Source organism: Thalassotalea mangrovi (genome assembly GCF_005116735.1).
Classification (GTDB): domain Bacteria; phylum Pseudomonadota; class Gammaproteobacteria; order Enterobacterales; family Alteromonadaceae; genus Thalassotalea_A; species Thalassotalea_A mangrovi.
Genome location: NZ_SWDB01000009.1, coordinates 204,384 through 230,326, shown reverse-complemented (window position 1 = coordinate 230,326; position 25,943 = coordinate 204,384). Strand labels below are relative to the sequence as shown.

At 45.6% G+C, this 25,943-nt stretch carries 29 protein-coding genes; 14 read left to right on the top strand and 15 right to left on the bottom strand.

The window, feature by feature from the left end:
- Nucleotides 1-194 (top strand): hypothetical protein (locus tag E8M12_RS16355; RefSeq protein WP_211244983.1); only part of this gene is annotated, 194 nt, incomplete at its 5' end.
- Nucleotides 195-387: 193 nt separating this feature from the next.
- Nucleotides 388-936 (top strand): gamma carbonic anhydrase family protein, encoded by a 549-nt coding sequence (locus E8M12_RS05140; RefSeq protein ID WP_136735016.1) that lies wholly within the window; start codon nt 388-390, stop codon nt 934-936.
- An 18-nt stretch (nt 937-954) separates the two neighbouring features.
- Here the strand turns inward: E8M12_RS05140 and E8M12_RS05135 are convergent, their stop codons facing one another.
- The 3 genes from E8M12_RS05135 to E8M12_RS05125 all read right to left on the bottom strand — a co-directional run bounded on the left by E8M12_RS05135 (nt 955) and on the right by E8M12_RS05125 (nt 2,836).
- Complete coding sequence (locus E8M12_RS05135) at nt 955-1,194, bottom strand: hypothetical protein (RefSeq protein ID WP_136735015.1); 240 nt, start codon at nt 1,192-1,194, stop codon at nt 955-957.
- A complete protein-coding gene (gene aroE, locus E8M12_RS05130; RefSeq protein WP_136735014.1) occupies nt 1,195-2,022 on the bottom strand; it encodes a shikimate dehydrogenase in 828 nt (275 codons plus the stop codon). It abuts the gene before it with no gap.
- A 118-nt stretch (nt 2,023-2,140) separates the two neighbouring features.
- Nucleotides 2,141-2,836: an OmpW/AlkL family protein gene (locus tag E8M12_RS05125; protein ID WP_136735013.1), complete on the bottom strand. Its 696-nt coding sequence runs from the start codon at nt 2,834-2,836 to the stop codon at nt 2,141-2,143.
- Between the two features lie 280 nt (nt 2,837-3,116).
- On the opposite strand from E8M12_RS05125, the gene E8M12_RS05120 reads away from it, so the two are divergent.
- The 3 genes from E8M12_RS05120 to E8M12_RS05110 are packed head-to-tail and all read left to right on the top strand — an operon-like array spanning nt 3,117 to nt 6,250.
- Nucleotides 3,117-3,845: a glycosyltransferase family 2 protein gene (locus E8M12_RS05120; protein ID WP_136735025.1), complete on the top strand. Its 729-nt coding sequence runs from the start codon at nt 3,117-3,119 to the stop codon at nt 3,843-3,845.
- On the top strand, nt 3,838-4,542 hold the full coding sequence (locus tag E8M12_RS05115) for a TVP38/TMEM64 family protein (RefSeq protein ID WP_136735012.1): 705 nt from the start codon (nt 3,838-3,840) through the stop codon (nt 4,540-4,542). The genes E8M12_RS05120 and E8M12_RS05115 overlap by 8 nt, the downstream gene beginning before the upstream one ends.
- The gene (locus tag E8M12_RS05110) at nt 4,502-6,250 is read left to right on the top strand and encodes an ArnT family glycosyltransferase (RefSeq protein ID WP_169303042.1); all 1,749 of its coding nucleotides are present in this window, start codon (nt 4,502-4,504) and stop codon (nt 6,248-6,250) included. Before E8M12_RS05115 ends, E8M12_RS05110 begins: the two co-directional genes overlap by 41 nt.
- Here E8M12_RS05110 and hemF read toward each other — a convergent pair.
- Both hemF and tsaC read right to left on the bottom strand, forming a co-directional pair.
- Entirely contained in the window at nt 6,247-7,161 is a 915-nt protein-coding gene (gene hemF, locus E8M12_RS05105; protein ID WP_136735010.1) for an oxygen-dependent coproporphyrinogen oxidase, read from the bottom strand. The two genes, E8M12_RS05110 and hemF, sit on opposite strands and share 4 nt — an antisense overlap.
- Complete coding sequence (gene tsaC / locus E8M12_RS05100) at nt 7,158-7,709, bottom strand: L-threonylcarbamoyladenylate synthase type 1 TsaC (RefSeq protein WP_136735009.1); 552 nt, start codon at nt 7,707-7,709, stop codon at nt 7,158-7,160. Before tsaC ends, hemF begins: the two co-directional genes overlap by 4 nt.
- Before the next feature lie 230 nt (nt 7,710-7,939).
- Between tsaC and purE the strand changes: the two genes are divergently transcribed.
- Nucleotides 7,940-8,425, top strand: coding sequence for a 5-(carboxyamino)imidazole ribonucleotide mutase (gene purE, locus E8M12_RS05095; RefSeq protein ID WP_136735008.1), 486 nt, complete (start codon nt 7,940-7,942; stop codon nt 8,423-8,425).
- Between the two features lie 6 nt (nt 8,426-8,431).
- On the top strand, nt 8,432-9,574 hold the full coding sequence (locus E8M12_RS05090) for a 5-(carboxyamino)imidazole ribonucleotide synthase (RefSeq protein ID WP_136735007.1): 1,143 nt from the start codon (nt 8,432-8,434) through the stop codon (nt 9,572-9,574).
- A gap of 69 nt (nt 9,575-9,643) precedes the next feature.
- Here E8M12_RS05090 and E8M12_RS05085 read toward each other — a convergent pair whose 3' ends face one another.
- Entirely contained in the window at nt 9,644-10,087 is a 444-nt protein-coding gene (locus E8M12_RS05085; RefSeq protein WP_136735006.1) for an energy transducer TonB, read from the bottom strand.
- A gap of 223 nt (nt 10,088-10,310) precedes the next feature.
- Between E8M12_RS05085 and E8M12_RS05080 the strand changes: the two genes are divergently transcribed.
- Nucleotides 10,311-10,553, top strand: coding sequence for a hypothetical protein (locus E8M12_RS05080; RefSeq protein ID WP_136735005.1), 243 nt, complete (start codon nt 10,311-10,313; stop codon nt 10,551-10,553).
- Between the two features lie 203 nt (nt 10,554-10,756).
- On the top strand, nt 10,757-11,227 hold the full coding sequence (locus E8M12_RS05075) for a hypothetical protein (RefSeq protein ID WP_136735004.1): 471 nt from the start codon (nt 10,757-10,759) through the stop codon (nt 11,225-11,227).
- Nucleotides 11,228-11,712: 485 nt separating this feature from the next.
- On the opposite strand, the gene E8M12_RS05070 is transcribed toward E8M12_RS05075, so the two are convergent.
- From E8M12_RS05070 to dprA, 3 genes are all read right to left on the bottom strand, one after another.
- A complete protein-coding gene (locus E8M12_RS05070; RefSeq protein ID WP_136735003.1) occupies nt 11,713-12,264 on the bottom strand; it encodes a topoisomerase DNA-binding C4 zinc finger domain-containing protein in 552 nt (183 codons plus the stop codon).
- Nucleotides 12,265-12,369: 105 nt separating this feature from the next.
- Entirely contained in the window at nt 12,370-12,843 is a 474-nt protein-coding gene (locus E8M12_RS05065; protein WP_136735002.1) for a DUF494 family protein, read from the bottom strand.
- A gap of 9 nt (nt 12,844-12,852) precedes the next feature.
- Complete coding sequence (dprA, locus tag E8M12_RS05060; RefSeq protein ID WP_136735001.1) at nt 12,853-13,947, bottom strand: DNA-processing protein DprA; 1,095 nt, start codon at nt 13,945-13,947, stop codon at nt 12,853-12,855.
- 49 nt (nt 13,948-13,996) lie between these two features.
- Between dprA and E8M12_RS05055 the strand changes: the two genes are divergently transcribed.
- Complete coding sequence (locus E8M12_RS05055; RefSeq protein ID WP_136735000.1) at nt 13,997-14,251, top strand: hypothetical protein; 255 nt, start codon at nt 13,997-13,999, stop codon at nt 14,249-14,251.
- Nucleotide 14,252: 1 nt separating this feature from the next.
- Here the strand turns inward: E8M12_RS05055 and E8M12_RS16530 are convergent, their stop codons facing one another.
- Complete coding sequence (locus tag E8M12_RS16530) at nt 14,253-14,381, bottom strand: hypothetical protein (RefSeq protein ID WP_281277704.1); 129 nt, start codon at nt 14,379-14,381, stop codon at nt 14,253-14,255.
- Nucleotides 14,382-14,431: 50 nt separating this feature from the next.
- Nucleotides 14,432-15,493 (bottom strand): LysM peptidoglycan-binding domain-containing protein, encoded by a 1,062-nt coding sequence (locus E8M12_RS05050; RefSeq protein WP_169303041.1) that lies wholly within the window; start codon nt 15,491-15,493, stop codon nt 14,432-14,434.
- Between the two features lie 453 nt (nt 15,494-15,946).
- Between E8M12_RS05050 and def the strand changes: the two genes are divergently transcribed.
- The 4 genes from def to trkA are packed head-to-tail and all read left to right on the top strand — an operon-like array spanning nt 15,947 to nt 20,204.
- Complete coding sequence (gene def / locus E8M12_RS05045; RefSeq protein ID WP_136734998.1) at nt 15,947-16,462, top strand: peptide deformylase; 516 nt, start codon at nt 15,947-15,949, stop codon at nt 16,460-16,462.
- 33 nt (nt 16,463-16,495) lie between these two features.
- The gene (gene fmt, locus E8M12_RS05040; RefSeq protein ID WP_136734997.1) at nt 16,496-17,467 is read left to right on the top strand and encodes a methionyl-tRNA formyltransferase; all 972 of its coding nucleotides are present in this window, start codon (nt 16,496-16,498) and stop codon (nt 17,465-17,467) included.
- Nucleotides 17,468-18,805, top strand: coding sequence for a 16S rRNA (cytosine(967)-C(5))-methyltransferase RsmB (rsmB, locus tag E8M12_RS05035; RefSeq protein WP_136734996.1), 1,338 nt, complete (start codon nt 17,468-17,470; stop codon nt 18,803-18,805). It abuts the gene before it with no gap.
- Nucleotides 18,806-18,827: 22 nt separating this feature from the next.
- Nucleotides 18,828-20,204, top strand: coding sequence for a Trk system potassium transporter TrkA (gene trkA, locus E8M12_RS05030; protein ID WP_136734995.1), 1,377 nt, complete (start codon nt 18,828-18,830; stop codon nt 20,202-20,204).
- Between the two features lie 82 nt (nt 20,205-20,286).
- Here trkA and E8M12_RS05025 read toward each other — a convergent pair whose 3' ends face one another.
- The 4 genes from E8M12_RS05025 to E8M12_RS05010 form a co-directional block, all read right to left on the bottom strand.
- Nucleotides 20,287-21,738: a TrkH family potassium uptake protein gene (locus tag E8M12_RS05025; RefSeq protein ID WP_136734994.1), complete on the bottom strand. Its 1,452-nt coding sequence runs from the start codon at nt 21,736-21,738 to the stop codon at nt 20,287-20,289.
- A 112-nt stretch (nt 21,739-21,850) separates the two neighbouring features.
- On the bottom strand, nt 21,851-22,474 hold the full coding sequence (locus E8M12_RS05020) for a YigZ family protein (protein ID WP_169303040.1): 624 nt from the start codon (nt 22,472-22,474) through the stop codon (nt 21,851-21,853).
- A gap of 84 nt (nt 22,475-22,558) precedes the next feature.
- Entirely contained in the window at nt 22,559-23,878 is a 1,320-nt protein-coding gene (gene pepQ, locus E8M12_RS05015; RefSeq protein WP_136734992.1) for a Xaa-Pro dipeptidase, read from the bottom strand.
- A 79-nt stretch (nt 23,879-23,957) separates the two neighbouring features.
- Nucleotides 23,958-25,907: a transglycosylase SLT domain-containing protein gene (locus E8M12_RS05010; RefSeq protein WP_169303039.1), complete on the bottom strand. Its 1,950-nt coding sequence runs from the start codon at nt 25,905-25,907 to the stop codon at nt 23,958-23,960.
- Between the last annotated feature and the right edge of the window lie 36 nt (nt 25,908-25,943).

Here is a 25,943-nt window from a genome sequence, read left to right as displayed (position 1 = left end):
TTTCAAATCTTGCCGTTTCGGTTTCGATTAACCGCTCACTTTGGAGTGGTTATCTTATCAAAACACTTCGTTGGGTTACCCCGTGGAAGTGGATGCGCATTTTAGGGATTTTCCGGAAGCCGTCAACTGTTTTTTTGAAAAAAAACGAAAAACCTGTTTGTTTGCACAATTTCCATACAGACCATATATATTAAGCGTTTTGATAAATAGCGCTAATTGCCATCACGCCGTTAGATATTCAAAGGACTCCTCACATAGAATCAATAACTTAATGGGGATTTTTAAGTTTCTGGGGTGAAAATGGTGATTTAGTTAACAATTTTTTTAACGTTTTACCCTTTATTTGTTAAATTTATACTCAAATCGTTAAATAAAGTAATTAACCTTATGCAAGCTAAACATCCTTCAACCCGCTCATACAAGACCATCAGTCCTTTATTAGGAGAAAATGTTTATATTGATTCTTCAAGTGTAATCGTTGGTGATATTCAAATTGGAGAAGACAGCAGTATTTGGCCTCTCGTTGCGGCACGAGGTGATGTCAATATCATACGTATCGGCAAACGTACCAATGTTCAGGACGGTACGGTTTTACACGTGACTCGAAAAACGCCGAACAATCCCGAAGGTCACCCACTTATTATCGGCGACGATGTAACCATAGGCCACAAAGCTATGTTGCATGGGTGCCAACTGGGAAATCGAATCCTGGTCGGCATGGGTACAATAATTATGGATGGCGCCAAAGTTGAAGATGATGTGATTATTGGCGCAGGCACATTGGTACCACCTAACAAGGTTTTGCAATCCGGTTGGCTTTACTTTGGTAACCCGATGAAAAAAGCCAGAGAGTTAAATGATGCTGAAATCCAGTTTTTGGCAAAATCCGCCGAGAACTACGTGCTATTAAAGGACGAATACCTCGCTGAGTCTTAATCTGAATAAAACGAAACGTTAATAACTCAAGCTGATCTCGGTGACATCATCGAGATCATTATCTTCCGTCCACTCTTCCACCAGTGCTTCCAAATCAAACTTTAACTCCTGGCTAATAGCACCAGGTTTCGGCAGTACATTCGGTTTGAACTTAACAACAATAACAACCTTTCGACCGGATGCCATGCCACTAAATCTAACCAGAGATTGATCAACAAGCACCTCAAAATCATCATTGAACAAAAGAGATTGGTTCATTTATTTACCCTGAATCAGCAAACGTCTCAGCTCTTCAATTACCGGTTCAATATCTGGCATCGCTGAGAACCAGATAGAAAAGCTTTTTGCCGCCTGCCCTACTAACATACCCAGACCATCAATGCATTGTCCGGCTCCATGGTCATGACACCAAACCAGAAAACCAGTAGGTTCAGCCTGATATACCATGTCATAGCAAATCGTTTTGGTGCCAATAATGGATGAATTCACATCTGGGCGCTGCCGGGCAAGACCCGCTGATGTTGCATTAATAATGACATCGAAACTACCAGCTAGTAGTTCATCAAACCCACAGGCGTGAATCCTTGGATCGCTAAAATAGTTTTGCAGATTATGAGCTTTCGATGCAGTACGATTGGCAATAGTCAAAGATTTAGGGGTTTCATTTAATAATGCAGGAATCACTCCCCTTGCAGCGCCGCCGGCACCTAACAACAAAATTTTTGCATCGATTAATTGCACCTGTTGTCGGTGTAAGTCTGCCACTAACCCAAAACCATCGGTATTATCACCGCAAATTTTATCCCCTTCTAAAAACAGCGTATTCACCGCGCCACTATCTTTAGCCGTTACAGATAACCGGTCACATAGTTGCCAGGCTTGCTCTTTAAAAGGTGCGGTTACATTCGCTCCTTCACCGCCAGCAGCAACAAACGCTTTAAAAGCATCAGCGAACCCATCCTCAGGAGCAAGCTTAGCCTGATAATCAATTTCGATATCTAGCTGGCTTGCAAATCGTTGATGTATCCAGGGGGAGCGCGACTGACTAATCGGATTGCCAAAGACGCAATATTGCCGGGGATTCATAATGTTACTTTATCGTTGAAACAGATTTCGATCATCCTATCGAATCCCGAAATCGATTGAAATAAAAAAAGCAGCGACGAGGCGCTGCTTTGCGTTGTTAAACATTTGTTGGTACAAATTAAAATTTATAACCAAGCATTATCGAATACACCATCGGATCAACACCAACGTCAGCAGAGCCGGCTATTTCTCCAATATTAAATGTCGCATCAGTTTCAATATCAATGTATCGGGCGGATGCATTAATCAGCCAGCTTTCAGAAAAATAAAAATCCAGGCCGACCTGAGCAGAATATCCCCAGGAATCGTCCAGTTCCAGGTCATTAAAACCCAAAGAACTGGGGCCTGATTTAAAACTTTCCTCAAAGAAAGTGGTGTAGTTTAGTCCTAGTCCTACATAGGGCTGGAAACTGCCTGCTGTGCTGAAATAGTAAAGGACACTTAATGTTGGTGGTAAGTGTTTAACTGACGCAAGTGTCGCTCCATCAACTGGAACACCAAAAATACCAGGGGCAATACCCGACGGGTCATTAATAATAACATCGTGCTCAAATGGTGTCGCCGCCAGCAATTCAAATGCCCAATTAGGGCTGAAAAAATACGCAAAGTTTAGGCCCAGCTGAGTATTATCGTCTACCGACACAGATAATGGAGTATCTCCGCCTAACGCTTCGACGTAAACACCGGAACTTCCACTATCAGGATCAACATTCGTAGCACCTGCACGAATGACCCAATCGCCAGCTTCATTAGCATGTACCATTGGGGTTAACAGAGCGGTCAGTACCGCCATTGTTACGATTTGCTTTTTCATACGTCTCTCCCTCAGAGAACAAATCACAAAATCGCCATTGTATGTATCATCTGGCTTCAGGCGTTCAAACTGAAGCTCCCTGCAATGGCACTACAAGTTTAGTCGATCAGTGTTGGCCTGCTTGTTGATTTGAATCAAACCTCAGGTGAATAATTCAGGATAAACGGCAAATTTCTAATCATTGTCTATAGTTAGGTTCGTTACATGGGTGGCGATATGGGTTCCAACAGGCACGTCACCACCTACCCTTTTCAGAGCTTTAAGATTACAACGCATGACTATTGAAATCTCGGTGGTAGTACCTGCAAAAAACGAACAAGAAAATATCCAACCGCTTGTCGAAGAGATCAATCAAGCACTATCGGGCAGGTATAAATACGAAATCATCTATGTTGACGATGGTAGTGAAGATGAAACCTATCAACGGCTAGTGCAATTGCGAAATAAACAGGACAATATCCGCATTATTCGCCATCGGCAAAGTGTTGGTCAAAGTACGGCGGTACGAAATGGTGTAAAGCAGAGTCAGGGTAGCCTGGTAGCGACATTAGATGCCGATGGTCAGAACGATCCTGCTGACTTGCCCGCAATGATAGACATTGCTATGCAACAGTCTCAATACAGTCACTTTTGCGTCGCGGGTTATCGCAAAAACCGGATTGGAGATAACTCCTGGAAACGCTGGCAATCAAAAGTAGCGAACAATATTCGGCAAGCCTTTCTCGATGACGATAGCCCGGATACAGGTTGCGGTATTAAGGTTATTCCCAGGGCGACATTTATGTCGCTACCCTACTTCGATCATATGCATCGTTTTTTACCTGCACTTATTAAACGTCGTGGCGGCCATATTGAAGTGGTAGAAGTAAACCATCGCAAACGATATTCCGGCCAGTCTAATTACTCGTTTAGAAATCGCGCATTTGTGGGATTGGTGGATTTACTTGGGGTGCTGTGGTTGAAGAGCCGCTACAAGCGAGCAGAAATAATCGAGACCAAACATGATTAGTGCGTTATCAACACCGGTCAAAAAGCATCTGTTGAAGGCCATACTGAGTTTCGCTTTGTTCCTGTCAATTGCGCTGATACTGCAAAATTATCTGTTCGAGGATATGTTTTCGACACCTTTTTGGCGACAACTGTCACCATCATCAATATCAGTACAAGTTGCTTTTATCGCCGTAGCAGCCATCACTACGATGTTCGGGTTTCCGCGCCAGGCAATAGCATTCGTCGCCGGCTACGGCCTGGGCTTCTGGCATGGAACTTTAATTGCTACATTTGCAACCCTGCTTGGAAGTGTACTTTGTTTTAGCTTTGCCACCAGGCTTTCAACGCATTATCAACTCGCCACTAGCTCAAAGCTGGTGAAGCGATTAAGTGCATTCCTCGCTAGCAATGTCTTTCAAAAGACCCTGATTGTTCGTCTATTCCCATTCGGCAGTAATCTTTTAACTAACCTTGCCGCCGGCATAAGCCAGGTCAATAAAGTCGCCTTTTTTAGTGCCACTCTTATAGGCTACTTACCGCAAATGATAATTTTCAGCCTAAGCGGCAGTGGTATAAACATGCAATCACAATGGCAATTGCTCCTGAGCGGGCTTTTGCTGTGCATCAGCCTGGGGCTTGGTGTTTGGCTATACCGTAAAGAACAGAAGCAAAAGAGTGAAAACCCATTCATTAGCCCTGGTCACGATGAACACTAATATTAAAGAAACAAGGGATTTAACAAATCAGCTACTGCTGCTTTTTTCCGGAATATTGGTTATTTCCCTGTTAGTCGGATTGTATCTTCCAGGGATCGACATCATTCCACTCTATCACGAAGAAACCCGTCGAGCCCTGGTCGCCCGCGAAATGCTCGCCAATTCAAGTTGGTTTACACCAACCATCAATCAGCAGGCATACTGGGCTAAGCCGCCCTTGTTCAACTGGTCCATTATAGCCGCCAGCCTATTAACTGACGGACACATAGATGAATTCGTAGCGCGACTGCCATCAATGGTATTCGCATTTATGATGGCATTGGCTTTATGGCTATTCAGCCGCCAAATTTTTGATCTTCGTATAAGAGCCTGGCTGGTTCTGATGTTTTTATTGACCCCGGAGTTGATCCGCAAAGCAACATCGGCAGAACTCGATACCGTTTTTATGGTCCTCGTTAACCTGTCATTATTCAGTTGGTTTTATTTCTGGCATAAGCAGCAGACAGCCCGAGCCTGGTATATGTCCATGACCTTTGTGGGACTTGCATATTTATGTAAGCGCGAAGCAGCTTTGCTGTGCTATTTCCTCACCGTAGTTGGCTATCTAACCTATTGTAAAAGCTGGTCAAAGGTAAATAAAAAAGAACTTTTTGGCGCCTTGTTGATTCCCTTCGTATGTGCCGCGATGTGGTGGATTCCGATGTTAGCAAAGTTCGGATGGCAGGCTTCTGTTGAGTTAAACCAGGCTGAAATTGCTGCCCGCCAATCCCAAGGCACTGCCTTGCAATATCTCAGCGGTGTCCTGTCATATCCAGTCAAAGTTTGGTTGGCGCTACTTCCCGCTGGCCTGCTCTTGCCATTGCTCATTTCTGGTCGCTATCGCCAACAACTCAATTCCAGATATACCAATCTCTACCCTTATTGCCTGATAGCGCTTATCAGCAATTTAATTCCCATCATGTTGATAGGCGACAGCAATGTGCGTTATTACCTGCCCATGTTTGTGCCGGCATTACTATTGACGGCGATGATTCTGCAAATAGCATACCACTCAGAACAGGACAACGTTGTTCAACACTGGCATGACAGATATTTGCAAACCCTGGGCAACACAGTGCCGATGCTGACTTACGGGGTAATAGCTTTGGCTTGCCTGCTACTGGCATTCATGGCGCCAGTATCGTCTAACAGCAACATCGGGTTAATGATCATTTTTATCTTTACGCTGTTTATCATTCTCGGACAATACCGAAGACCGCAAAGCTACAACACCAGTGATCACAGCAATGCTTTCGTGTTCTTTTCCGTGACCCTGGTACTATTATTGCGACTATTTGATATTAGCTACAGCATGCCCTACCGGTTAAAAAGCTTGTCTGAATATCGTGATATAGACGCTACCTTGAAGCAAATAAATCAGGAAGTTAAAAACAAAGCACAAGCAACAGGATCAGCCAAGCCCGTGCAGGTTTACGGCGATTACCGACTGCCACACGCCCTGTATTTTTATGATAACAAGAGTTTAATTCGCGCTACTGACTGTATCTCCTTCGACGAAAGCGAAGAGGCGACCTGGCTCTTCATCCAGCCCAGCGATGAACCAATAACAATAAAATCGGGCGATACTCTGCTTGCACAGTTTCCATTCTTCAAAAAGCACCGCCTGCACCTAATCAACACATCTCAACCCGGACTATATTGTCGTTAAAGCTCGTTAAGCCAGTCTCGAGGGGTTAAATAGGCCTGGAGTTTAGCCTCCTGAGTGTCGGACTCAGGCTGATAGTTATATTGCCATCTGGCTAACGGTGGCATCGACATCAGAATAGACTCTGTACGACCTCCGCTTTGCAAGCCAAATAAGGTACCGCGGTCAAAAACTAGATTAAACTCTACATAGCGTCCACGTCGATATAACTGGAACTGTCGATGCGTATCATCATACGGGTGATTCTTACGGCGCTCGATAATTGGCACGTAAGCATCAATAAACCCTTGCCCAACAGCCTGGATATAAGATAAACACTGCGCAAAGTCCCACTCATTCAGGTCATCAAAGAATAAGCCTCCGACACCACGGGTTTCATTACGGTGTTTCAGGTAAAAATAATCATCGCACCAATGTTTATGTTTGTCGTACACGTCATCACCAAATGGCTGACATAAATCATGGGCCACCTGATGCCAGTGTTTAACGTCCTCATCAAAAGGATAAAATGGAGTGAGATCGAAGCCGCCGCCGAACCACCAAACCGGTGCCTCTCCCTCTTTTTCCGCGATAAAGAACCTGACATTGGCATGTGACGTTGGGATAAATGGATTTTTAGGATGAATCACCAGGGAAACTCCACAGGCACGCCAGGTACGACCGGCAAGTTCCGGGCGATGTGCGGTAGCCGATGGAGGTAGCTTATTACCGCTTACTAAAGAGTAGTTAACCCCGCCTTGTTCAATAACGGCACCATCGGTTAACACCCGGGTGCGGCCACCGCCACCCTCCTCACGCTGCCATTTGTCTTCGACAAATTTACCTGAACCATCAGCTTGTTCCAGTTGCTGACAAATACGATCCTGAAGATCTGTTAAAAAATCAACTACGGGTTGAATATCTACCTGACTCATTGGCGAAAAGTTTCTCCGGTTAACGCATCGATGATTGTTGATGGTTTGGTAAAACCTAAGGTTTCACCCTTGATGATAAAATCTACCTGCTCACCCAGTCCCTGTTCGACCTGCTGCCAGGTTGTCGCTGGCGGCTGCCCTGTCAGGTTAGCACTGGTTGAGACGATGGGTTTGCCCGTTGCCTGACAAAGGGCGACCACATCGGGCTGACTGGTTACGCGTACCGCAATCGAGGTAAACTGGCCAGTCAACAACTCGGATAACCCCGGCTTTGCCGGCAGGACCTGGGTAATGCCATCGGGCCAGCGAGATAATACGCTAAACCGCTTATCCTGAGGAATCGCGTTATCATCAACATAGGGTAAGAGTTGCGAATAATTACCGGCCAACAAAATCAGCCCTTTTTCCTGAGGCCTTTGCTTCAAAGCCAATAGCTTTTTGATTGCCTGAGAATTGTCAGGGTCGCACCCCAGACCAAAAACCGCCTCAGTTGGATAAGCTATGATGCCGCCGTCAGCAAACACACTTGCAGCCGTTAATTGAGTCACACTTTTTCCTGAACACTTGTTAATAACTGACAATTTTAACAAGTCTTAAGCCCGACAAACAAACTTTGTGTCATGTTTTCGCAACAATTTCATCATCATTAGCCGATTAGCGGAGCGGAACGTTTTGGTATTGAGCTAAACCCGGGTATAATTGCCGCTTATTTTTCCAGCCTTATGGTACCCCCTTGGGGCTGAATCTTTTCATCATCGAAGATATATAGGCACGTAACATGAAAGTGGGCATTATCATGGGGTCAAAATCCGATTGGCCAACAATGAAACATGCAGCAGAAATGCTGGATTCTTTAAACGTTAGTTATGAAACCAAAGTGGTTTCAGCACACCGTACGCCTCACTTACTTGCCGAGTATGCGGAATCTGCCAAAGAACGCGGAATTAAAGTCATTATTGCCGGTGCCGGTGGTGCCGCTCATTTACCTGGCATGACCGCTGCCTTTACACCGCTTCCGGTACTTGGTGTGCCAGTCCAGTCAAAAGCCTTATCCGGTCAGGACTCGTTACTGTCTATCGTACAAATGCCAAAAGGTATCGCTGTTGGTACATTGGCGATTGGAACAGCGGGCGCAGCCAATGCCGGCCTGCTAGCGGCACAAATTCTTGGTACCCATGATGAAAAAATTATGACTGCCATTGAAGAATTCAGACGTGTACAGACACAAACCATCCTCGATAACCCGGATCCACAGGAGTCTTAATCGCTGATGAACGTTTTAGTGTTAGGTGCAGGCCAACTGGCACGAATGATGGCGCTGGCGAGTAAACCGTTAAATGTTGCGATTCGAGCCTATGATGTTGGCAGCAAGACGGTTGTCGATCCATTAGCGCCACAGTTAACCTTTGGTGATTTGGACCAAGGTATCGAATTTGCCGACGTAATCACCGCTGAATTTGAACATATTGACCATCAGACGCTGGCAGTATGCGAAGCCTCAGGCAAATTACGTCCTTCCAGCCAGGCAATCAAAACCGGCGGAGACCGTCGACTAGAGAAAGCTTTACTGGATAAAGCCGGCGTTGCCAATGCACCTTATAAGGTCATTGAACACAAAGAAGACCTGCTTTTAGCGATTGAAGAACTAAACGTACCTTTGGTTTTGAAAAGTGCTTTAGAAGGCTACGATGGAAAAGGCCAGTGGCGAATCAAGGCGGATAGCAATGTCGATTTGATTTGGGATGATATTGCATCATTTCTAGAACAAGCTAAAGGCCGTGTTCCTCAGGGAATCATCGCTGAGCAAATGATTCCTTTTGATCGCGAAGTTTCTATGGTCGGTGTCCGTGATATTCACGGCAACACCTTTGCTTACCCGTTAACCGAAAACCACCACAGCAATGGCGTTCTTAGTGTATCCCTGGCAACCGGTGAGCATCAGGGCCTGCAACAGCAAGCCGCTAATGCCTTTGCCAAAGTAGCCGATGCTTTAGATTATGTTGGTGTTTTGGCCATTGAGTTTTTCCAGGTCGGCGACAAATTACTGGTTAATGAGATCGCGCCACGGGTCCATAACTCTGGTCACTGGACGCAACAAGGCGCTGACACCTGTCAGTTTGCGAACCATATTCGTGCCGTCTGCGGATTACCTGTGGGAAGCACAGATTTAGTTCGCCCGACGGCCATGATAAATATTCTTGGCGTCGATTCGGTTCCCGTTGAAGTCCTGTCTGTTACAGGCACACAACTGCACTGGTACGGTAAAACGAAACGACCAGGTCGTAAGATGGGTCACATTAATGTTTGTGGTGCAGATAAAGCCGAGTTGTTAGCAAGATTGACAAAAATTACTGAGATATTGCCGGAGGATGACTTTCAGGGAGTTAAACAGTACGTCAACGACATTAGCTAAATAAAAAAGCGCCTTCCGGCGCTTTTTTATTGTCTATCGATCTGGTTTGCGTAGCAATGTAAAGTGAAACTAATTGCCTCTAACTTGAATTTTTTCAACATTGCTAAAGTTTGAGGTAGCTGGATTGTCAGTAAGAGCAAACTCTATGGCTACATAGTTATTACGAACTTTTTTGGCAGGTTTGGTGTAAACCCACCTTTGGACCCCTAAGATTGCACTCGCGTCAAACAACCCGTCTTGGTCTGACGCTGCAACTTGAATATCCGACACATTACCATCTTTCTCGATACTAAAGCTTATTAATACAGTGCCCTCAATACCATTTTTTACTGCATACTTGGGGTAATCTGGTAACGCCCTTTTAATGACTGATACTTCCGCATTGTTATCTGGAGCAGGTGTGGCCCCAATACTCTGGAAAGTCATTAACCCTAATGCGAGTAGTATCGTGGCAGGGAGAAAGTTCGTGATTTTTGCGAATCCATTTAGGAAACCTCTTAATCGTAGTCTCATGTATATTCCTTGTGATTACGTACGGTTTCAATTCCGACTTGATGTTTTCCTGTAAAGTTAACACTATCAGATAGTTATTGTTGATGCACGATGGTTTTAGAGGTATAAAAATGAATATATTTTGCAAGATTGCGACGGTAAGCCAGTTCCGGTAATTTCAACAAGTAGCCTCGTTTTGTAACGAGAGTTCAGCGGTCGAGGGATAGTAAGAAAAGGAAGCTTTATGCCAATAAAAAAATGGCTTTTTCAATATCTCATTGCGTTACCTGTAATTGCCCTTTTGCTATCAACTATTCAATACTTGAAAGGGAGAACAATAGAGTATTCAGTAGAGTTTGGTATTTTATGGGCTGTAATTTCAATCGGTATTTTCGCTGTAACGCGTGCATATAATTACAGAAAAAACATTCAATGTGATTTATGCAACGATTTACCCACCGATAAACGCACAAATGGTGATATGTAAACAAAACTCGAGCATCATGTCGTTCATAAAATCACAGGGACAAATACTCATTGGCTATTCCTTGAGCCAGCTAACCGCACGTTTGCGCCGGTCACAGTTATAGCTTAAGTTATTGATTGATAAGTGCAGTGGCCAACGGCCGTTGCGAGCGATCTACAGTCATTTATTCCAACTTCAAAGTATCTAAAATAGCGATTCAATTTATGAGATATATTCAAATTGTACTTTTAACGGTTTTGCTATTTTCGACCAAAGTTCATTCGGACAGTTGTTACACATTGCCTGACAACGACTTATTCAAAGCAAGATCAATTTACCGTATCGTTTCAGGCATAAATAGTAACCAAAACGAGACCGTCGCTGTTTTCGGGTATTTCTCAATAAAAGATAGAAAGATTATGCTCTATACCGATATGGCTTCGAAAAATAGCCAAGTCGAAGAAAATGCAGTACAGATATTGGTAGATGCGAATTTACTTGAGCAGGCCCAGGCATTTGATGGAGATTATGCAAGAGTATCCGGTAGACTTTTAAATTTTGAGGGAAAGCCTGCGATCGATGATGTATTTTTCTTGGATTTTGTAGGCAATAGATCATTTGTGTTCAATGAAGTAAATGGCTCAACTGAACTAAAGGTGTACCCTTTGTGCAAAACTGACATTGAAACCAAATAAAAATTAGTGGGCATAGAGCGCAGGAACCAAACCTTTATTTGATGGGTTAAGCTGTACTAGCCCAAACTCCTCTTATATTAGAAATTGCTAACGGGTTGTTCCTGGCACAATTCGGTCATTCAAGGTTGGCCAAGATTCCCTGTAGTATCAGGGAATGACACAAGGGCTTTTGCTTTTTGCTCGGAACAGCGTGTGCTCGGAGCTGATGACATCAGCGTGCTCGGAGTGGCATTTTCTGTCACGTACTCGGAGTATCGTTTACGATACGTACTGAGGGAGCTTTAACTCCCGTTACTGGCACATCAGAGACGTTCGGCTCTCGACCTAGATACCGTGTAGTATCACGGTATGACTCAAGGATTTTTGCTTTTACTAGGAACAGCGTGTACTCGGAGCTGATGGCATCAGCGTGCTCGAAGTGGCGTTTTCTGCCACGTTCTCGGAGGATCGTTTACGATACGTACTGAGGGCGCTTTAGCTCCCGCCTACTGAAACTTACCGCACTTTTTATTTGCGCACTGTAGCTTTTCGCCAGCAGCCATATTTCGCTTCAGCAACAGTGGGAAGCCACATTCTTTGCAATCCTGGGCAACAGGCGGATGATTGATGGCATATTTGCATTTAGGATATGTATCGCAAGCATAAAAGGTTTTGCCATAGCGGCTACTTTTTTCACGCAAATGCCCCTTCTTACAACTTGGACACTGCACATCCAGGGTTTCTTCCGGTTCGTGTTCGATATGATCGCAGGCGGGAAAGTTACTGCAGCCGATAAACAGACCATACCTTCCCTGCTTCACAGCCAAAGAGCCGCCGCATTTTGGGCATTCGCTTCCCGGTAGGATTTGCTCTTCAAACTTAGTAACTTCCTTTACCGGGCGAGTGTAATCACATGTGGGATACTGACTGCAGCCCCAGAAACTTCCAGCTTTAGAGTGTTTGATTTGTAATGACGCATTGCAGATTGGACAGGTTTCATTGGCTTGTTGCAAGGCGTGCTCGTGCAAAGAGAACAATGACTGATCGGATTTTGACATAACACCAAGCCCCTAATAGATTCAGGGGCGTATTATGACATAGTTTGTGATTTGTCCAAATCACTAAACGTAAGTAATGGAAATTACGATTGCTTTAAAAACCGCTTAGTGCAAAGGCCCTTCACACTCATCGAAGATTAAATCTTCCATTTGCGAGTAGGCAGATTCTTTGCCCGGCACATTAAACAACACCATTAATACCACCCACTTCAAATCGTCGATATTGAAATCTTTGGTGTCCAGTTCAAGCACCCGATCAATGACCATCTCACGAGTGGCGAAATCGAGCACATTAACGTTTTCCAAAAACATCAAAAAGCCCCGGCATTCAGTGTCCAGAAAGGTGGTTTCCTGAGACGTATATATACGAACCGATTGCTGAGGACGCTTAGTTAAAAAGTTATAAGCATCTGTATTTTGCAGATTGGCGAGTTTCTCTAACCAGGAAAGAGCTTTGTAGATTTCATCCTGGTGAAACCCAGCGCGCGTCAATTCATCGGTCAGGACATCATGATCGACCATTACCTCGGCTTCACTATGAATATAGTTCTCAAAAAGGTACATAAGAATATCGAACATAACTATCCCCTATTTTTGTTTTAGGTAGCCACCTGGCACCGCAGTTACCAGCCCTCTTAGCTCCAGAATGGTAAGCCGTGTTAACACTTCTTCTACGGGAAGTTTACAACGGGAAGCTACGACATCTGCGGAGGTAACTTCATAGTCCACACTAGCTAACAATGGGTCGAGAAACAAGCTTTGAGGTTCGTTTTTTTTGATTTTTTTAGATTTTTCTGGCACTTGTAAATTTGTGGTTAATGTGGGTAAATTTGCGGTTATATCATCAACACTGTCAACAAGATGAGCGCCCTGCTTTATCAGTTGATGACAACCTTTTGAATTCACGTTGTTAATTGACCCAGGAATCGCAAAAACTTCTCGGTTTTGTTCCATCGCCAGACGCGCAGAAATCAAACTACCACTCTTTAACGCCGCTTCAACCACTAAAGTGCCAAGGCTAAGGCCGGTGATAATACGATTGCGTTTAGGAAAGTTTGCTGCCCGAGGTGGTGTTTGCAAAAAATATTCAGAAACAATGACGCCGCCATTGCTCAGGATTTCATTACTAAGCTGGTCATTACGCCTGGGATAGGTTTGATCGAGTCCGGTGGCTACGACAGCGATGGTTTTACCTTTAACTTGTAAGGTACCGCGATGTGCTGCGCTATCAATACCGACCGCCAGACCCGACGTTATGGTCAGCCCCTTATCGGACAAGTTAGCAGCAAAGTCATTGGCAACATCCAATGCAGCATAACTGGCCATTCTTGGCCCAACAATAGCCAACTGCATCGAGCTAAGTAACGAGCAGTCACCACGAACGAACAGCAGTAAAGGTGGGTCAGCGATTTCTCTAAGTAACGGCGGGTAATGCCGATGTGAGATTGGGATACAGTGAATATCAAGAGCCTGGCATTGATGGTAATACTGCTCAGCGTCCGCTAGAGAAGCACTAATAAGCGAGCTTACTTGTAGGGAGGTCAGGCCGAGAGACTTAAGTGCCTGCGCATCCATATGCAGCAGAGATTCAGGCGATGCACATCTGAGTAATTGAAGTTTTTGTCGATGTGAGATACCCCTGAGCCTTGTAAAAGCCAGCCAATATAATATGTCTTGAGTCATACTACGCCTCCCTGTATTTGAAAGACGATGATATCAGGAACCGATTACGATGGTATCGAGTCAGTGTGTCCGTAAAAGCTCCGTACTTGCGACCAATCCTGGCAATACCCATCCTGTGATTGAGGGTACCTATATCCCTAAACGCACCTTCCCTCTAATCGATAGAATGTTGTCGGCAATTGAATCGATTGTCAGTTCCAGACACAATCGATATACCATCGTCCATGACGGCATCCATGCATTTTTGATATACACGCCTGCCCTGGCGATATCAGGGCATACATACATCCTTGCACACCCATGAATCAATCCATCCTGTGATTCAGGGTACTTACTTCCATGTAAGCAATAAACCCTCCCTTGCTACCATCCATGGTGCGGGAGGATAAGTACATCCATGTACATACCCGTACCGCATCCTGCTCTCCGGGCATACATACATCCTGGTAATAAAAAAAGGCCGATTGGCCCTTTTTCTAAACTGCTATGGGGCAGTTACGGTATCACTAATTCGCACCGATTTCTTCGTGGCTAGCACTACGGCAAAACTAGTTTTGTCCTGAACCTTAAAGACCATAAGCTGGCCAATGTTTTCGATTGGCATCTCATAGCGGTCTTCTGAATCATCGCCTTTTGTCAGGCGATACCAGCGTGAAGCATCCTCTTCGTAGATTGGACCATCTTCAGTATCGAGGACATCTGGACTCTGACGGTTTATCGCATAAATCTCACCCTGCTGAATATTAGCGTTGGCGCCTTTATTCAATAGGACGATCTCCAGCTTACCGAACTCACGAACATTATTGTGATTTCTGATAAACATCGCCTGCACATCTTTACCTTCAGCAAGACGCATTTGGTAGAATGCCGGTAATAGTTGTTCGGTGTTCACTTCAAGAATAACATCGCCAGCGCGGATTTCACGTCGAGAGTTTTCCAACATCAAAGACGCAGGGATACGATTGGCCATATTGCCGTCTCTTAAGCCTTTCGCGGTACCAGCCAAAATGGCGTAATAGCCTAAATGATCACCGGTCTCCGGATCCAATATCGGCTCGCCCTGCTTGTAAATCGCATAGCTCTTGCCTGCCTGCAAATCTCCTTTCGCGTACAGGATTGCGCCTTCCACATGAGATTTGTACTTTTCATCTGCGCCCATAACGGTGGCAGCATCAGCAAGGATGTCCTTAGTCAGCACGTTAGAATAATTCAGTAACGGCGCTAGCTCTTCCAGCGGTAATATCGTGATCGGATTGGCATCCTTCATTTTCTTACGGATTTGCGGTGACCATTTATATTCAGGTTTACCACTGGATTGGGCATTATCTTTTACCAATACAGGCTGTCCCTGATCATCAAACGTCAAACGCAACTTGTCTCCCGGATAAATTAAGTGGGGGTTATTAATTTCCGGGTTCCAACGCCATAATTTTGGCCATAACCATGGCTCTTCCAGGTACATCGCTGAGATATCCCAAAGGGTGTCCCCTTTTTTAACCACATAGGTTTGTGGCGCATCATCTTTAAGACTTAGCTGATCAGCCAAAACCATTGCGGAGGTCAGAATGCAGAAAGTGGTTATTAGTATTTTTTTTAGCATTTAGTTGGTTCCATATATAAGCAAAGCAAGTCGGCAGACTTACCAAGTTCCCCTACAAGTTGCAGACCACCTTGCTATGCCAAGAAAATACCAGAAGCTTGCAACCGGTGTTCGATTCATCGTGACCACCGCTTGGCATAAACTGGTATAAGACCTTATCTCAAAGGAAATAAAGGCTTATTAAACATATCACTGTCTAGGGCAAATGACTAGAGCCTGATATCACAGACCGTGCTAACACCTTCCTGAAAATGTGCACGCCCTGACTTTGCTTTGAAATTAATCCGCCATCAACAGCCGGCGTCCACAAGCACCTTAGAAATATCTTTTTAATCGGAAAAAGGCTAGAATTAGCGGTATTGTATTTTTCAAAAAATATAGCAATTCGCTTTAGGACCTATGACTATTTTAAATGTATTGAGATTTCCGGATGAACGCTTAAGAACCGTTGCCGAGCCGGTGACTGAAGTGACTGATGAAACGCGTAAAATCATCGAAGACATGTTTGAAACCATGTATGACGAGAATGGCGTCGGCCTGGCAGCAACCCAGGTAAACATTCACCAGCGTATTGTAGTTATGGATGTCAGTGACGATCGTTCGGAGCCCCTGGTGTTTATCAACCCAGAAATCATTGAGGCCAGCGAAGACATCATGATTAACGAAGAAGGTTGTCTGTCGGTGCCTGGTTGCTATGCCAAGGTGGAGCGCCACACTCAGGTAAAAGTAAAAGCTCTGGATAAAAACGGCGAAGAGTTCTCACTGGATGCGTCAGAGTTGCTGGCTATTTGTATTCAACACGAGCTGGATCACCTTAAAGGCGTGCTGTTTGTGGATTACCTGTCACCGCTTAAACGCCAGCGTATTAAGACCAAACTGGAAAAAGAAGCCCGCCTGCATCAGCGCGCCAGTTAACATCTCCTGAAACAACACAGTTGGAACACAACCTTGTCTTCACCATTAAAAATAATTTTTGCCGGTACCCCGGATTTTGCAGCCCGTCATTTACAAGGGCTGCTTGACTCAAACCATGAAGTTGTAGCTGTTTATTGTCCCATTGATAAGCCAGCGGGCCGCGGTAAAAAACTTACCCCGTGTGCCGTAAAGCAGTTGGCCTTGCAACATCAGATTCCGGTCGAACAACCAGTGAACTTTAAAGCAACTTCCGACCAGCAGACACTGGCCAGTTATGATGCCGACATTATGGTAGTAGTCGCTTATGGTTTATTGCTACCGAAAGTCGTTCTTGATACCCCGCGCCTTGGTTGCATCAATGTCCATGGTTCGATTTTACCCCGCTGGCGTGGTGCGGCACCGATTCAACGCGCTGTTGAAGCCGGAGATCCGCAGACCGGCGTGACCATTATGCAAATGGATGAAGGACTGGATACCGGCGATATGATAGCTACTGCAATTTGTGATATTGCCAGCGACGAAACCAGCAGCAGCCTTTATGAAAAACTGGCGGTATTAGGGCCGAAGGCTCTGGTAGAGACTCTGGATTTAATCGCCGGTCAACAAGCCAGCGCGACACCGCAGGATGATAAGCAGGCCACATACGCTCATAAGCTCAGCAAAGATGAGGCGATTCTCGACTGGCAACAAAACGCGGCAGTATTAGAGCGAAAAATTCGAGCCTATCAACCATGGCCGTTCGCGCAGATACACCTTGAAGATGACAAGCAACAGATTCAACGCATCAAAATCTGGCAAGCCCATATAAGCGAAGGCAAGCCGGGCACCGCTGCGGGCACCATCCTGGCAGCCGACAAACACGGTATTGTGGTGCAGTGTGCAGATCAGGCACTTTGTCTGACCCAATTACAGGCTCCCGGGAAAAAACCCATGTCGGTTGCCGATATTTTAAATGGCCGCGCAGAATGGTTTGTACCCGGCACCCCTATCACGGGGAAAAAATAAATGAGCCCTTCTGAAGCAAAAAAGTCAGAAAATAAAAAGACGCCAAACCTGCGCGCGTTGGCGGCAAAAATATTGTTTCAGGTGGTTGATAAGGGCCGCTCTTTAGCCGATGAGTTACCGGATGCCCAATTAAAGTTAACCAATCCAAAAGACAAAGGGTTACTGCAGGAAATTTGTTACGGGGTCTTACGCTACCTGCCGCAATTGGAATACCAGAGCAAAGAATTTATCAGCAAACCTTTGACCGGCAAACAACGGGTATTCCATTTTCTGATCCTGGTTGGTATTTACCAGTTACGTTACACCAGAATACCCGACCACGCGGCCATCAGTGAGACCGTTTCTGCCTGTGAATCACTGAAAAATCGTCATATGAAGGGCTTGACCAATGCGATACTGCGCAATATTCAACGTAATGGTAGCGATGATTTAGAGCAACTGTTTGAACACTGTGCAGATGCTATCAAATATAATCATCCGGGATGGTTGCTGAAAAAGCTGCAACTTGCTTATCCGGATGACTGGATAAATATCGTCAGTGCCAACATGCAGCGTCCGCCGATGTGGTTACGTGTCAATCAACAAAAAATCAGCGTTGCCGATTACCTTGAACTGCTGGCACAGGCAGGTATCGAAGTCGCTCATCAGGATAGCCATTCCCAGGCTTTATGTCTTGACCAGCCCAGGGATGTCTCCACCCTGCCCGGCTTCCAACAAGGCCTGGTCTCTGTTCAGGATGGTGCGGCTCAACATGCGGCTGTCTTCCTCAATGCCCAGTCGTCAGATAGCGTACTCGATGCCTGTGCTGCACCGGGAGGAAAAACCTGTCACATTGCCGAACGCACCCCAGGGATTGCAAAGCTGCTCGCCCTGGATGTTGAAGAACACAGACTACAACGAGTGCATGAGAACCTGCAGCGATTGCAGTTAAATGCACAACGGATATGTGCTGACGCCGGCGACCCGAATAGCTGGTGGGATGGACAGGCATTTGACCGAATTCTCCTCGACGCTCCCTGTTCCGGCACAGGGGTTATTCGTAAACACCCGGATATCAAGTGGTTACGACGAGCATCGGATATTGAACAACTGGTTTCGTTACAAGGTCGAATCCTTGCCGCCATCTGGTCGACGTTAAAGCCCGGCGGCAAGATGATTTATGCGACCTGCTCAATACTGCCAGAAGAAAATCGTCAGCAAATCGAAAGGTTTGTTGCACAAAATCAGGATGCCGAGTGGCTACCTTTAGGTGATGGTCATCAGCGAGACTGGCAAATATTGCCCGGACAGGACTCGAAGGATGGCTTTTATTATGCCAAACTAGGCAAAAAAGCGTAAATAAAAAGAATAAGTTAAGACGATGAAGATTATCATACTCGGAGCTGGTCAGGTTGGTGGAACGCTCGCCGAAAATCTTGTTGGCGAGCAAAACGATATCACGCTTATTGATTTAGACTCAGACCGGTTGCGAGAGCTACAGGATAAAATGGACCTGCAGGTCGTTACCGGTCATGGCAGCCATCCGGATGTATTAAGAAAGGCAGGAGCCGAAGATGCGGATATGCTAATCGCGGTGACCAGTGATGATGCGACCAATATGCTCGCCTGCCAAATCGCCTTTACTGTCTTTGATACGCCAACCAAAATTGCCCGGATTCGTTCTGAACAAATCCTCAAATATAAGAAAAAGCTGTTCCACAATCAGGATATTCCTGTTGATCACATTATCGCACCAGAACAATTGGTAACCCGCAACATCGCACGTCTAATCGACTACCCTGGCGCCTTACAGGTACGTGAATTTGCCGGCGGCAAGATTTCACTGGTTGGGGTTAAAGCCTATTATGGCGGCCTGTTAGTTGGCCATGCCCTGTCCACTATTCGTGATCACATCCCCAATATTGATACCCGGGTTGCGGCTATTTATCGTAATGGCAAACCCATTCGTCCATTAGGTACCACCGTTATCGAAGCCGATGATGAGGTATTCTTCCTGGCAGCGACTAAACATATTCGTGCGGTAATGAGCGAGTTACAAAAGCTGGAGTCTGCTTACCGACGCATAATGATTGCTGGTGGTGGCCACATCGGTGCTGGGTTGGCGCGAATGCTCGAAAATAACCATCAGGTAAAAATTATCGAGCGCAACCCTGACCGGGCTGAGCAGATTGCCAATGAGCTTGATGAAACCCTGGTTCTGGTTGGCGACTCATCCGATACCGAGTTGCTGCTCGAAGAGCATATTGATCAAATGGATGTATTTATCGCCGTCACCAACGACGATGAAGCTAACATTATGTCAGCCTTATTGGCGAAACGACTGGGTGCCCGGAAAACCATTGTTTTAGTACAGCGTGGTGCTTATCACGATTTGATCCATGGCAGCGAACTCGACATCGCCGTTTCGCCGCAACAGGCAACGATTTCGGCATTATTAACTCATGTTCGTAAAGGGGATATCGTTAATGTCTACAGCTTACGACGCGGTGCAGCGGAAGCGATTGAAGCGGTTGCCCATGGTGATGAGCAGTCATCAAAAGTTGTTGGTCGCGAAATCCAGGATATTAAACTGCCACCAGGAACGACCATAGGCGCGGTGGTGCGTGGTGATGAAGTGCTTATAGCTCACTCGACAACAGTAATACAATCTGATGATCACGTGATTTTATTTCTGGTAGATAAAAAGTATATCCATCAGGTTGAGAAGCTGTTTGCGGTCAGCGCCATCTTTTTCTAATACCAATCCCACTGCGTGCTTTTGCCACTCAGTGAGAATTTAATGGTATTAGTATAATCGCGATTAACGGATTAAAACCGGATTAATCGCGCCAGAACGATGGTAAGAATAACACCAGCAAGGTAAAGATTTCCAGGCGCCCAAACAGCATGGCTATAATCAGCACCCACTTGGCAAAATCATTGATGCTGGCAAAATTAGCGGCGACTTCACCAAGACCAGGTCCGAGGTTATTTAAACAAGCCGCAACCGCGGTAAATGCGGTAAATTCATCGATACCACTGGTGATCAATAACAACATGCAGATAATAAAAATTGCGGCATAGGCACTAAAGAATCCCCAGATAGCATCCACCACCCGATCCGGTAGAGCCTTACGACCCAGTTTTATATTAATAATGGCTTTCGGGTGTATCAGTCGGCTTAACTCACGTATGCCCTGCAAGTACAGCAGTATCACCCGCACCACTTTCATGCCGCCACCGGTACTACCGGCACAACCGCCGATAAAGCTGGCAAAGATCAACATTAACGGCAATATAATCGGCCATTCAGAGAAATTGGTGGTTGCAAACCCGGCCGTGGTACTAATCGATACGGCCTGGAACAGGGCTTCATCAAACGCCGTTTCGTAACTTTGTTGATAGCCTGAAGCGATCAGCACAATAAAACAAATCAGGGTAAGAATGACCTGGATCGAAATAAAAATTTTAAATTCAGGATCAAAGATATAGGTTCGCAAACTGCGATTCTGGATTGCGGCGTAATGCAATGCAAAGTTAACACCGGCGACAATCAGGAAAAATACGCACACCAGGTTAATCATAGGATTGTTGAAATAACCAATACTGGCATCATGAGTCGAGAAGCCACCAATTGCGATTGTCGAAAACGAATGGGCGATGGCATCAAAAGGCCCCATGCCGGCGAGCCAGTAAGCAACCGCACAGGCGACGGTCAGACTTAAATAGATGTACCAAAGGTGCTTCGCCGTATCAGCGATTCTGGGTGTCATTTTTGAGTCTTTCACCGGACCTGGTGTTTCTGCACGATACAACTGCATACCACCAACGCCGAGCATCGGCAGTACCGCAACCGCCAAAACAATGATCCCCATACCACCAAGCCACTGCAGTTGCTGGCGATAAAATAAAACCGCATGAGGTAATCCGTCAATGTGGGTGAGTATGGTAGCGCCGGTAGTGGTTAACCCGGAAAATGATTCAAAAAAGGCATCCGTAGTCGTCAGTGAAGGGTTGTCCAGCAACATTAGCGGTACCGCGGAAAAGCTCGCCAACACGGTCCAGAACAAAACCACGATGAGAAACCCTTCCCTGGCCCTGAGTTCGCCCTTCTGGTCCCGGTTTGGATACCAGAAAATAAATCCGGTGATCAGGCACAACACAAATGCCATTAAAAACGCGACACCACCACCGTCTCGATAGATCAGGGAAACCAATGCAGGAGGCAACATGGTAACACTGAGTATGGTTACCAGCAGGCCTAAGATTCGAATAATATTAAAATACTGCATGGCTTAATTGTTTTTCTTGTACGGCAATCACTTAGCGGCTATTTAAAGTGATTGTATGCCTAAGTTTGCTAAATAGAAAGGAGGAGGAGAACAATTGTTTTATGAAACGCTGCTATTCCTCTAAAAACTCTACCTGACCACTGGTAATTTGAACCACATCATTTTTAAATACGGCTATTTTATCCATGGGTAAAGATACGGTCAGATTTATCTGGGCGGCGAATTGCTGATTAATCACCTTACCCGTGTGTAATTTCAGACAGTGTTCGATATCGCTTAATTGTGGATAGCTGCAGCTCAATGACAACTGCTGGCTCGGTACAATACATTGTGTTGGCAGCTGCAATAAGGCTTCGCGTACACTGGCGCCATAGGCTCGTTGCAAACCACCGGTACCAAGCTTAGTGCCACCAAAATAGCGGGTGACCACCGCACAGATTTCACCGATTTCACTCCCCTGTAAAACCGCTAGCATTGGCCTGCCCGCGGTACCGCTGGGTTCACCATCATCGCTGAATCCATAACTCTGGCTATTGTCAGGTCGGTCATAAATAAAGGCTACGCAATGATGTGATGCATCCGGATACTTTGCACGGACGGTAGCGATGAAACTCTTACATTCGACAGAACTTTGACAGCGGGCTATGGCACAGATGAACTGGCTTTTATTAACCTCGATACTGTGCTCAATGTGGCCATCGGGAACCAGGTATGGAGAAGGGATACGCTCGCTCAATGTCGCCAGCCTTTATGTCTTGGAAGGTTTATCAGGTGCGAAATAACCCCGCACCTGATGGATGTCTAAACGAGAAAAGCTGAACTAAGCCAGCCCCAGGTCCCGGGTCATGTTTTCCAGGCGATCGTCATGAACAATGATGTTATCTTCAATACGGATGCCACCAAACTTCTTCATCTCTTCAATCAATGCCCAGTTGACAGCGTTGTTGAATTCACTATTCGATAAGTTTGTTAAAAACTCATCAATGAAGTAAAGACCTGGCTCGATAGTAAATACTTGCTTACCCTCTATACCACGGGTGGTGCGTAAAAATGGATGTTGCTCAGGTGCGGCAACCGTAGCACCGGTATCATCTTTCATAAAACCACCCATGTCGTGTACCTGAAGCCCCAGGTGATGGCCTAAGCCGTGCGGGAAAAAGTAACGCGTAATGCCCTGCTCAAATACCTGTTCGGCACTGAGATTAATGAAATTAAAGTCCACTAACAGTTGCGCTAACAATCGATGATTCTCAATGTGCAAATCCACATAGCTAGTGCCCGGTACCAAGCCATCAACCAGCTGCAGCTGCAAACGATTCATTGCCGAGATTAACTCTGCAAAACGATTTTCGGCAAAAGCGTAAGTACGAGTGATGTCGGCAGCGTAACCATGAAAACTGGCTCCTGCATCAATCAAAAAGGAATGGTGTTGTTGAGGAGCCTGCTTTTCTAACACGGTGTAATGTAAGATAGCGGCATTCTCATTTAACGCAATAATATTGCCGTAAGGGACATCATTCTCACCATGACCCGTTGCCTTCAGGTAAGCTAACTGAATATCAAATTCACTACCCTTATCGAAGAAGCAGTCTCTTGCAGCCATGTGACCCAGCACAGCCAGTTTATTAGACTCACGCATACAAGCGAGTTCATAATCCGTTTTATAAGCGCGATGATAGTGTAAGTAATCCAATACTGGCTGAGTATTGACCTGACTAAAACCATACTCCTTCGCCATATCCTGGTGGGCACCAATATAAACCGAAGATGAAAGATCCGTCGGTAACAGCGCTTTTACCTGGTCCGGCTTGCTGATCACTTTGATGTTAAAGCTGTCATTCCAGAAGTCTTGCGCCAACGGCGTCACTTTATGCCAGAAATCTAACGGCTGATAAAACACTAAGGTCGGTTTGTCTTCGCCATTAACGATTAACCAACAATGAGGGGTTTCGGTGACCGGTAACCAATGTTTAAAATGAGGGTTACATTTAAACGGATAATTCATATCATCCAAAAAAATGCGACCAGCATGACCGGAATGGATCACTAATGATGATGCTCCCTGTCGCGCTAAGATAGTCGCGGTTCTTTTTTGTAATTCAGCAATATGTTGTGGGTATAAGTCTGAAAATGATGACATGTAATTATTTATCCTGTTCTCTCTCTAATTCATTGGTCAGGGATGTTAACATAGCTGGCGCGCACTGTTAAATCACTGCCTATTCTATCGTCTGCAAAATAAGTTGCTGAAAGGCATTATTGCTTTTTTCCTGACGATGTCGATAAATCTCTGTGTAAGCCAAAACACTTTTCACGTAATTTCGTGTTTCCCGATAAGGGATGGATTCAACCCATACATCGGCAGGCAGCGACTGGTTGTCTTCAAGCCAACGCACCACTTTTTCCGGACCCGCATTATATGCTGCGGTAGCCAACAGTAAATTCTGATCAAAGCGTTGCATCAGGTAATTTAAATAGTTAAAGCCAATATCGACATTGGTATCAACATCCATTAACTGCCAACGATTAAAACTGGTCGCTGGTCGGCGCAGGAAGTTCGCCGTCATCGGCCTCACCTGCATTAATCCAAACGCTCCTGCGTGAGAAGCCGCATCGCTCATAAACAAACTTTCCTTACGGGCGATTGCATAAGCCCAGGATTCATCTACCTCATATTGTTGAGCCGCCTGTTCAAATACACTGGCAAACGGCATCGGGAAGCGTATTTCAATATCGTTTAAACTGCCCAGTTGTGACAATGAATAAATGCTACGATCATACCAGCCCTGCTCATACGCTATTCTTGCGGCGATCAGCTTTTGCTTTTCATCCAGGTCCCGCATCCAGTAATACCATTCCCGCCGTGCAAGTATGTATTGTTCGAGGTGAAATAGCTCCAATGCTCGTTGCCCGGACTTATCCAGCAATAATTCAAGCTTTTCATTATCGTCAATATTCAGTGGCTGATGGTTTATCTGACTGGAATTACCAAGCCGAACAGCCGCCAGGAAACCATAATAGCTTCGTTTTCTGGCGAGCTCCCGGTAAATGATTGTCGCCTCCCGGTCTCGCTCCAGCTCCTGGAGGCTTCGTGCCCGCCAATACTGCCACTGGTTTTTAGCCTGGGTCTCAGGCGTTAATAACTCGAGTTCATCGATGATACCCTGGTAATTTTGACTACGCAGTAAATAAGCAATGCGCCATTGTAACGCCCCATCATGAATATATTGCCTGTCCAGGTTGGCATACCAGATACCGGCATCCTGACTGTCAGAACGCGCCAACGCAGTTACTAATGGATTAAGAATCAGCTTGCGCTGATGTTCATTTAATCGTTGCTGTTCGTCGGCACGCTTAAACAGCTCCATGGCTTTCACTTCATCATCCCAGGCCATCCGCGTCAGGGCATAAACAATGATGTCTCCCTCCTGCTCATTACGCTCGGGAAGTTTCGCCATATCCGCAATCGCGCCGGGGTTTCTTTTGACCATGTTGAATACCTGTTTCAGGTATTGCTGCTCATCGCTGAGTTGTCGCTGCAAGTATGCCGATAGTTGCGATTGAGCGGCATCTTCTGCCAGTAATATGCGCTGCCAAAGCAATTTATCCGTTCGATATCCCTGTTGCTCCCAAACTTTAAACAAGGGGTCGCATTCCTTAGGTTGTGACCGCCCTTTTAACCAAAGTGGTTCGACATTGGACAATACGTTTTTTGTATCAACACCGAGCTGTAATTGAAATCGATAATAGTGACATGACAGCGTCGCATCGCTGGTAGGACGGAAATACTGCACGTATTTTTTCCCCTCGCCTTTTTTGGCAAGGTACTTCAACCAGGCGCGTCGCAAACTCCAGTCCAATGGCGTGTGCTGGTGCTCATCCAAAAACGCCGCAACATGGACCTCATTGTCTAAAGTCAGATTTTTTCGTAACTGGTTGCGCACAAAATAAGGCTGCAATGGATAATCATCTAACTTCGTCAGTGCGTTTTGATATTCGCTTGAACCAAACTCAAATGTTTGCTTAATCAGGCTTGAATAGGTTTCTCTTTGTTCAGTCCAGTCAGGACTGACCGTCGAATTCGATGCCTGAACAACACCGGTAGTTGACATTAAAAAGGTAAAACTAAAAACGGGGATCAGGGGAAAATATTGAGATAAAGATTTCATACTACAGACACGCCAATTACAACTCATCACCGGGGC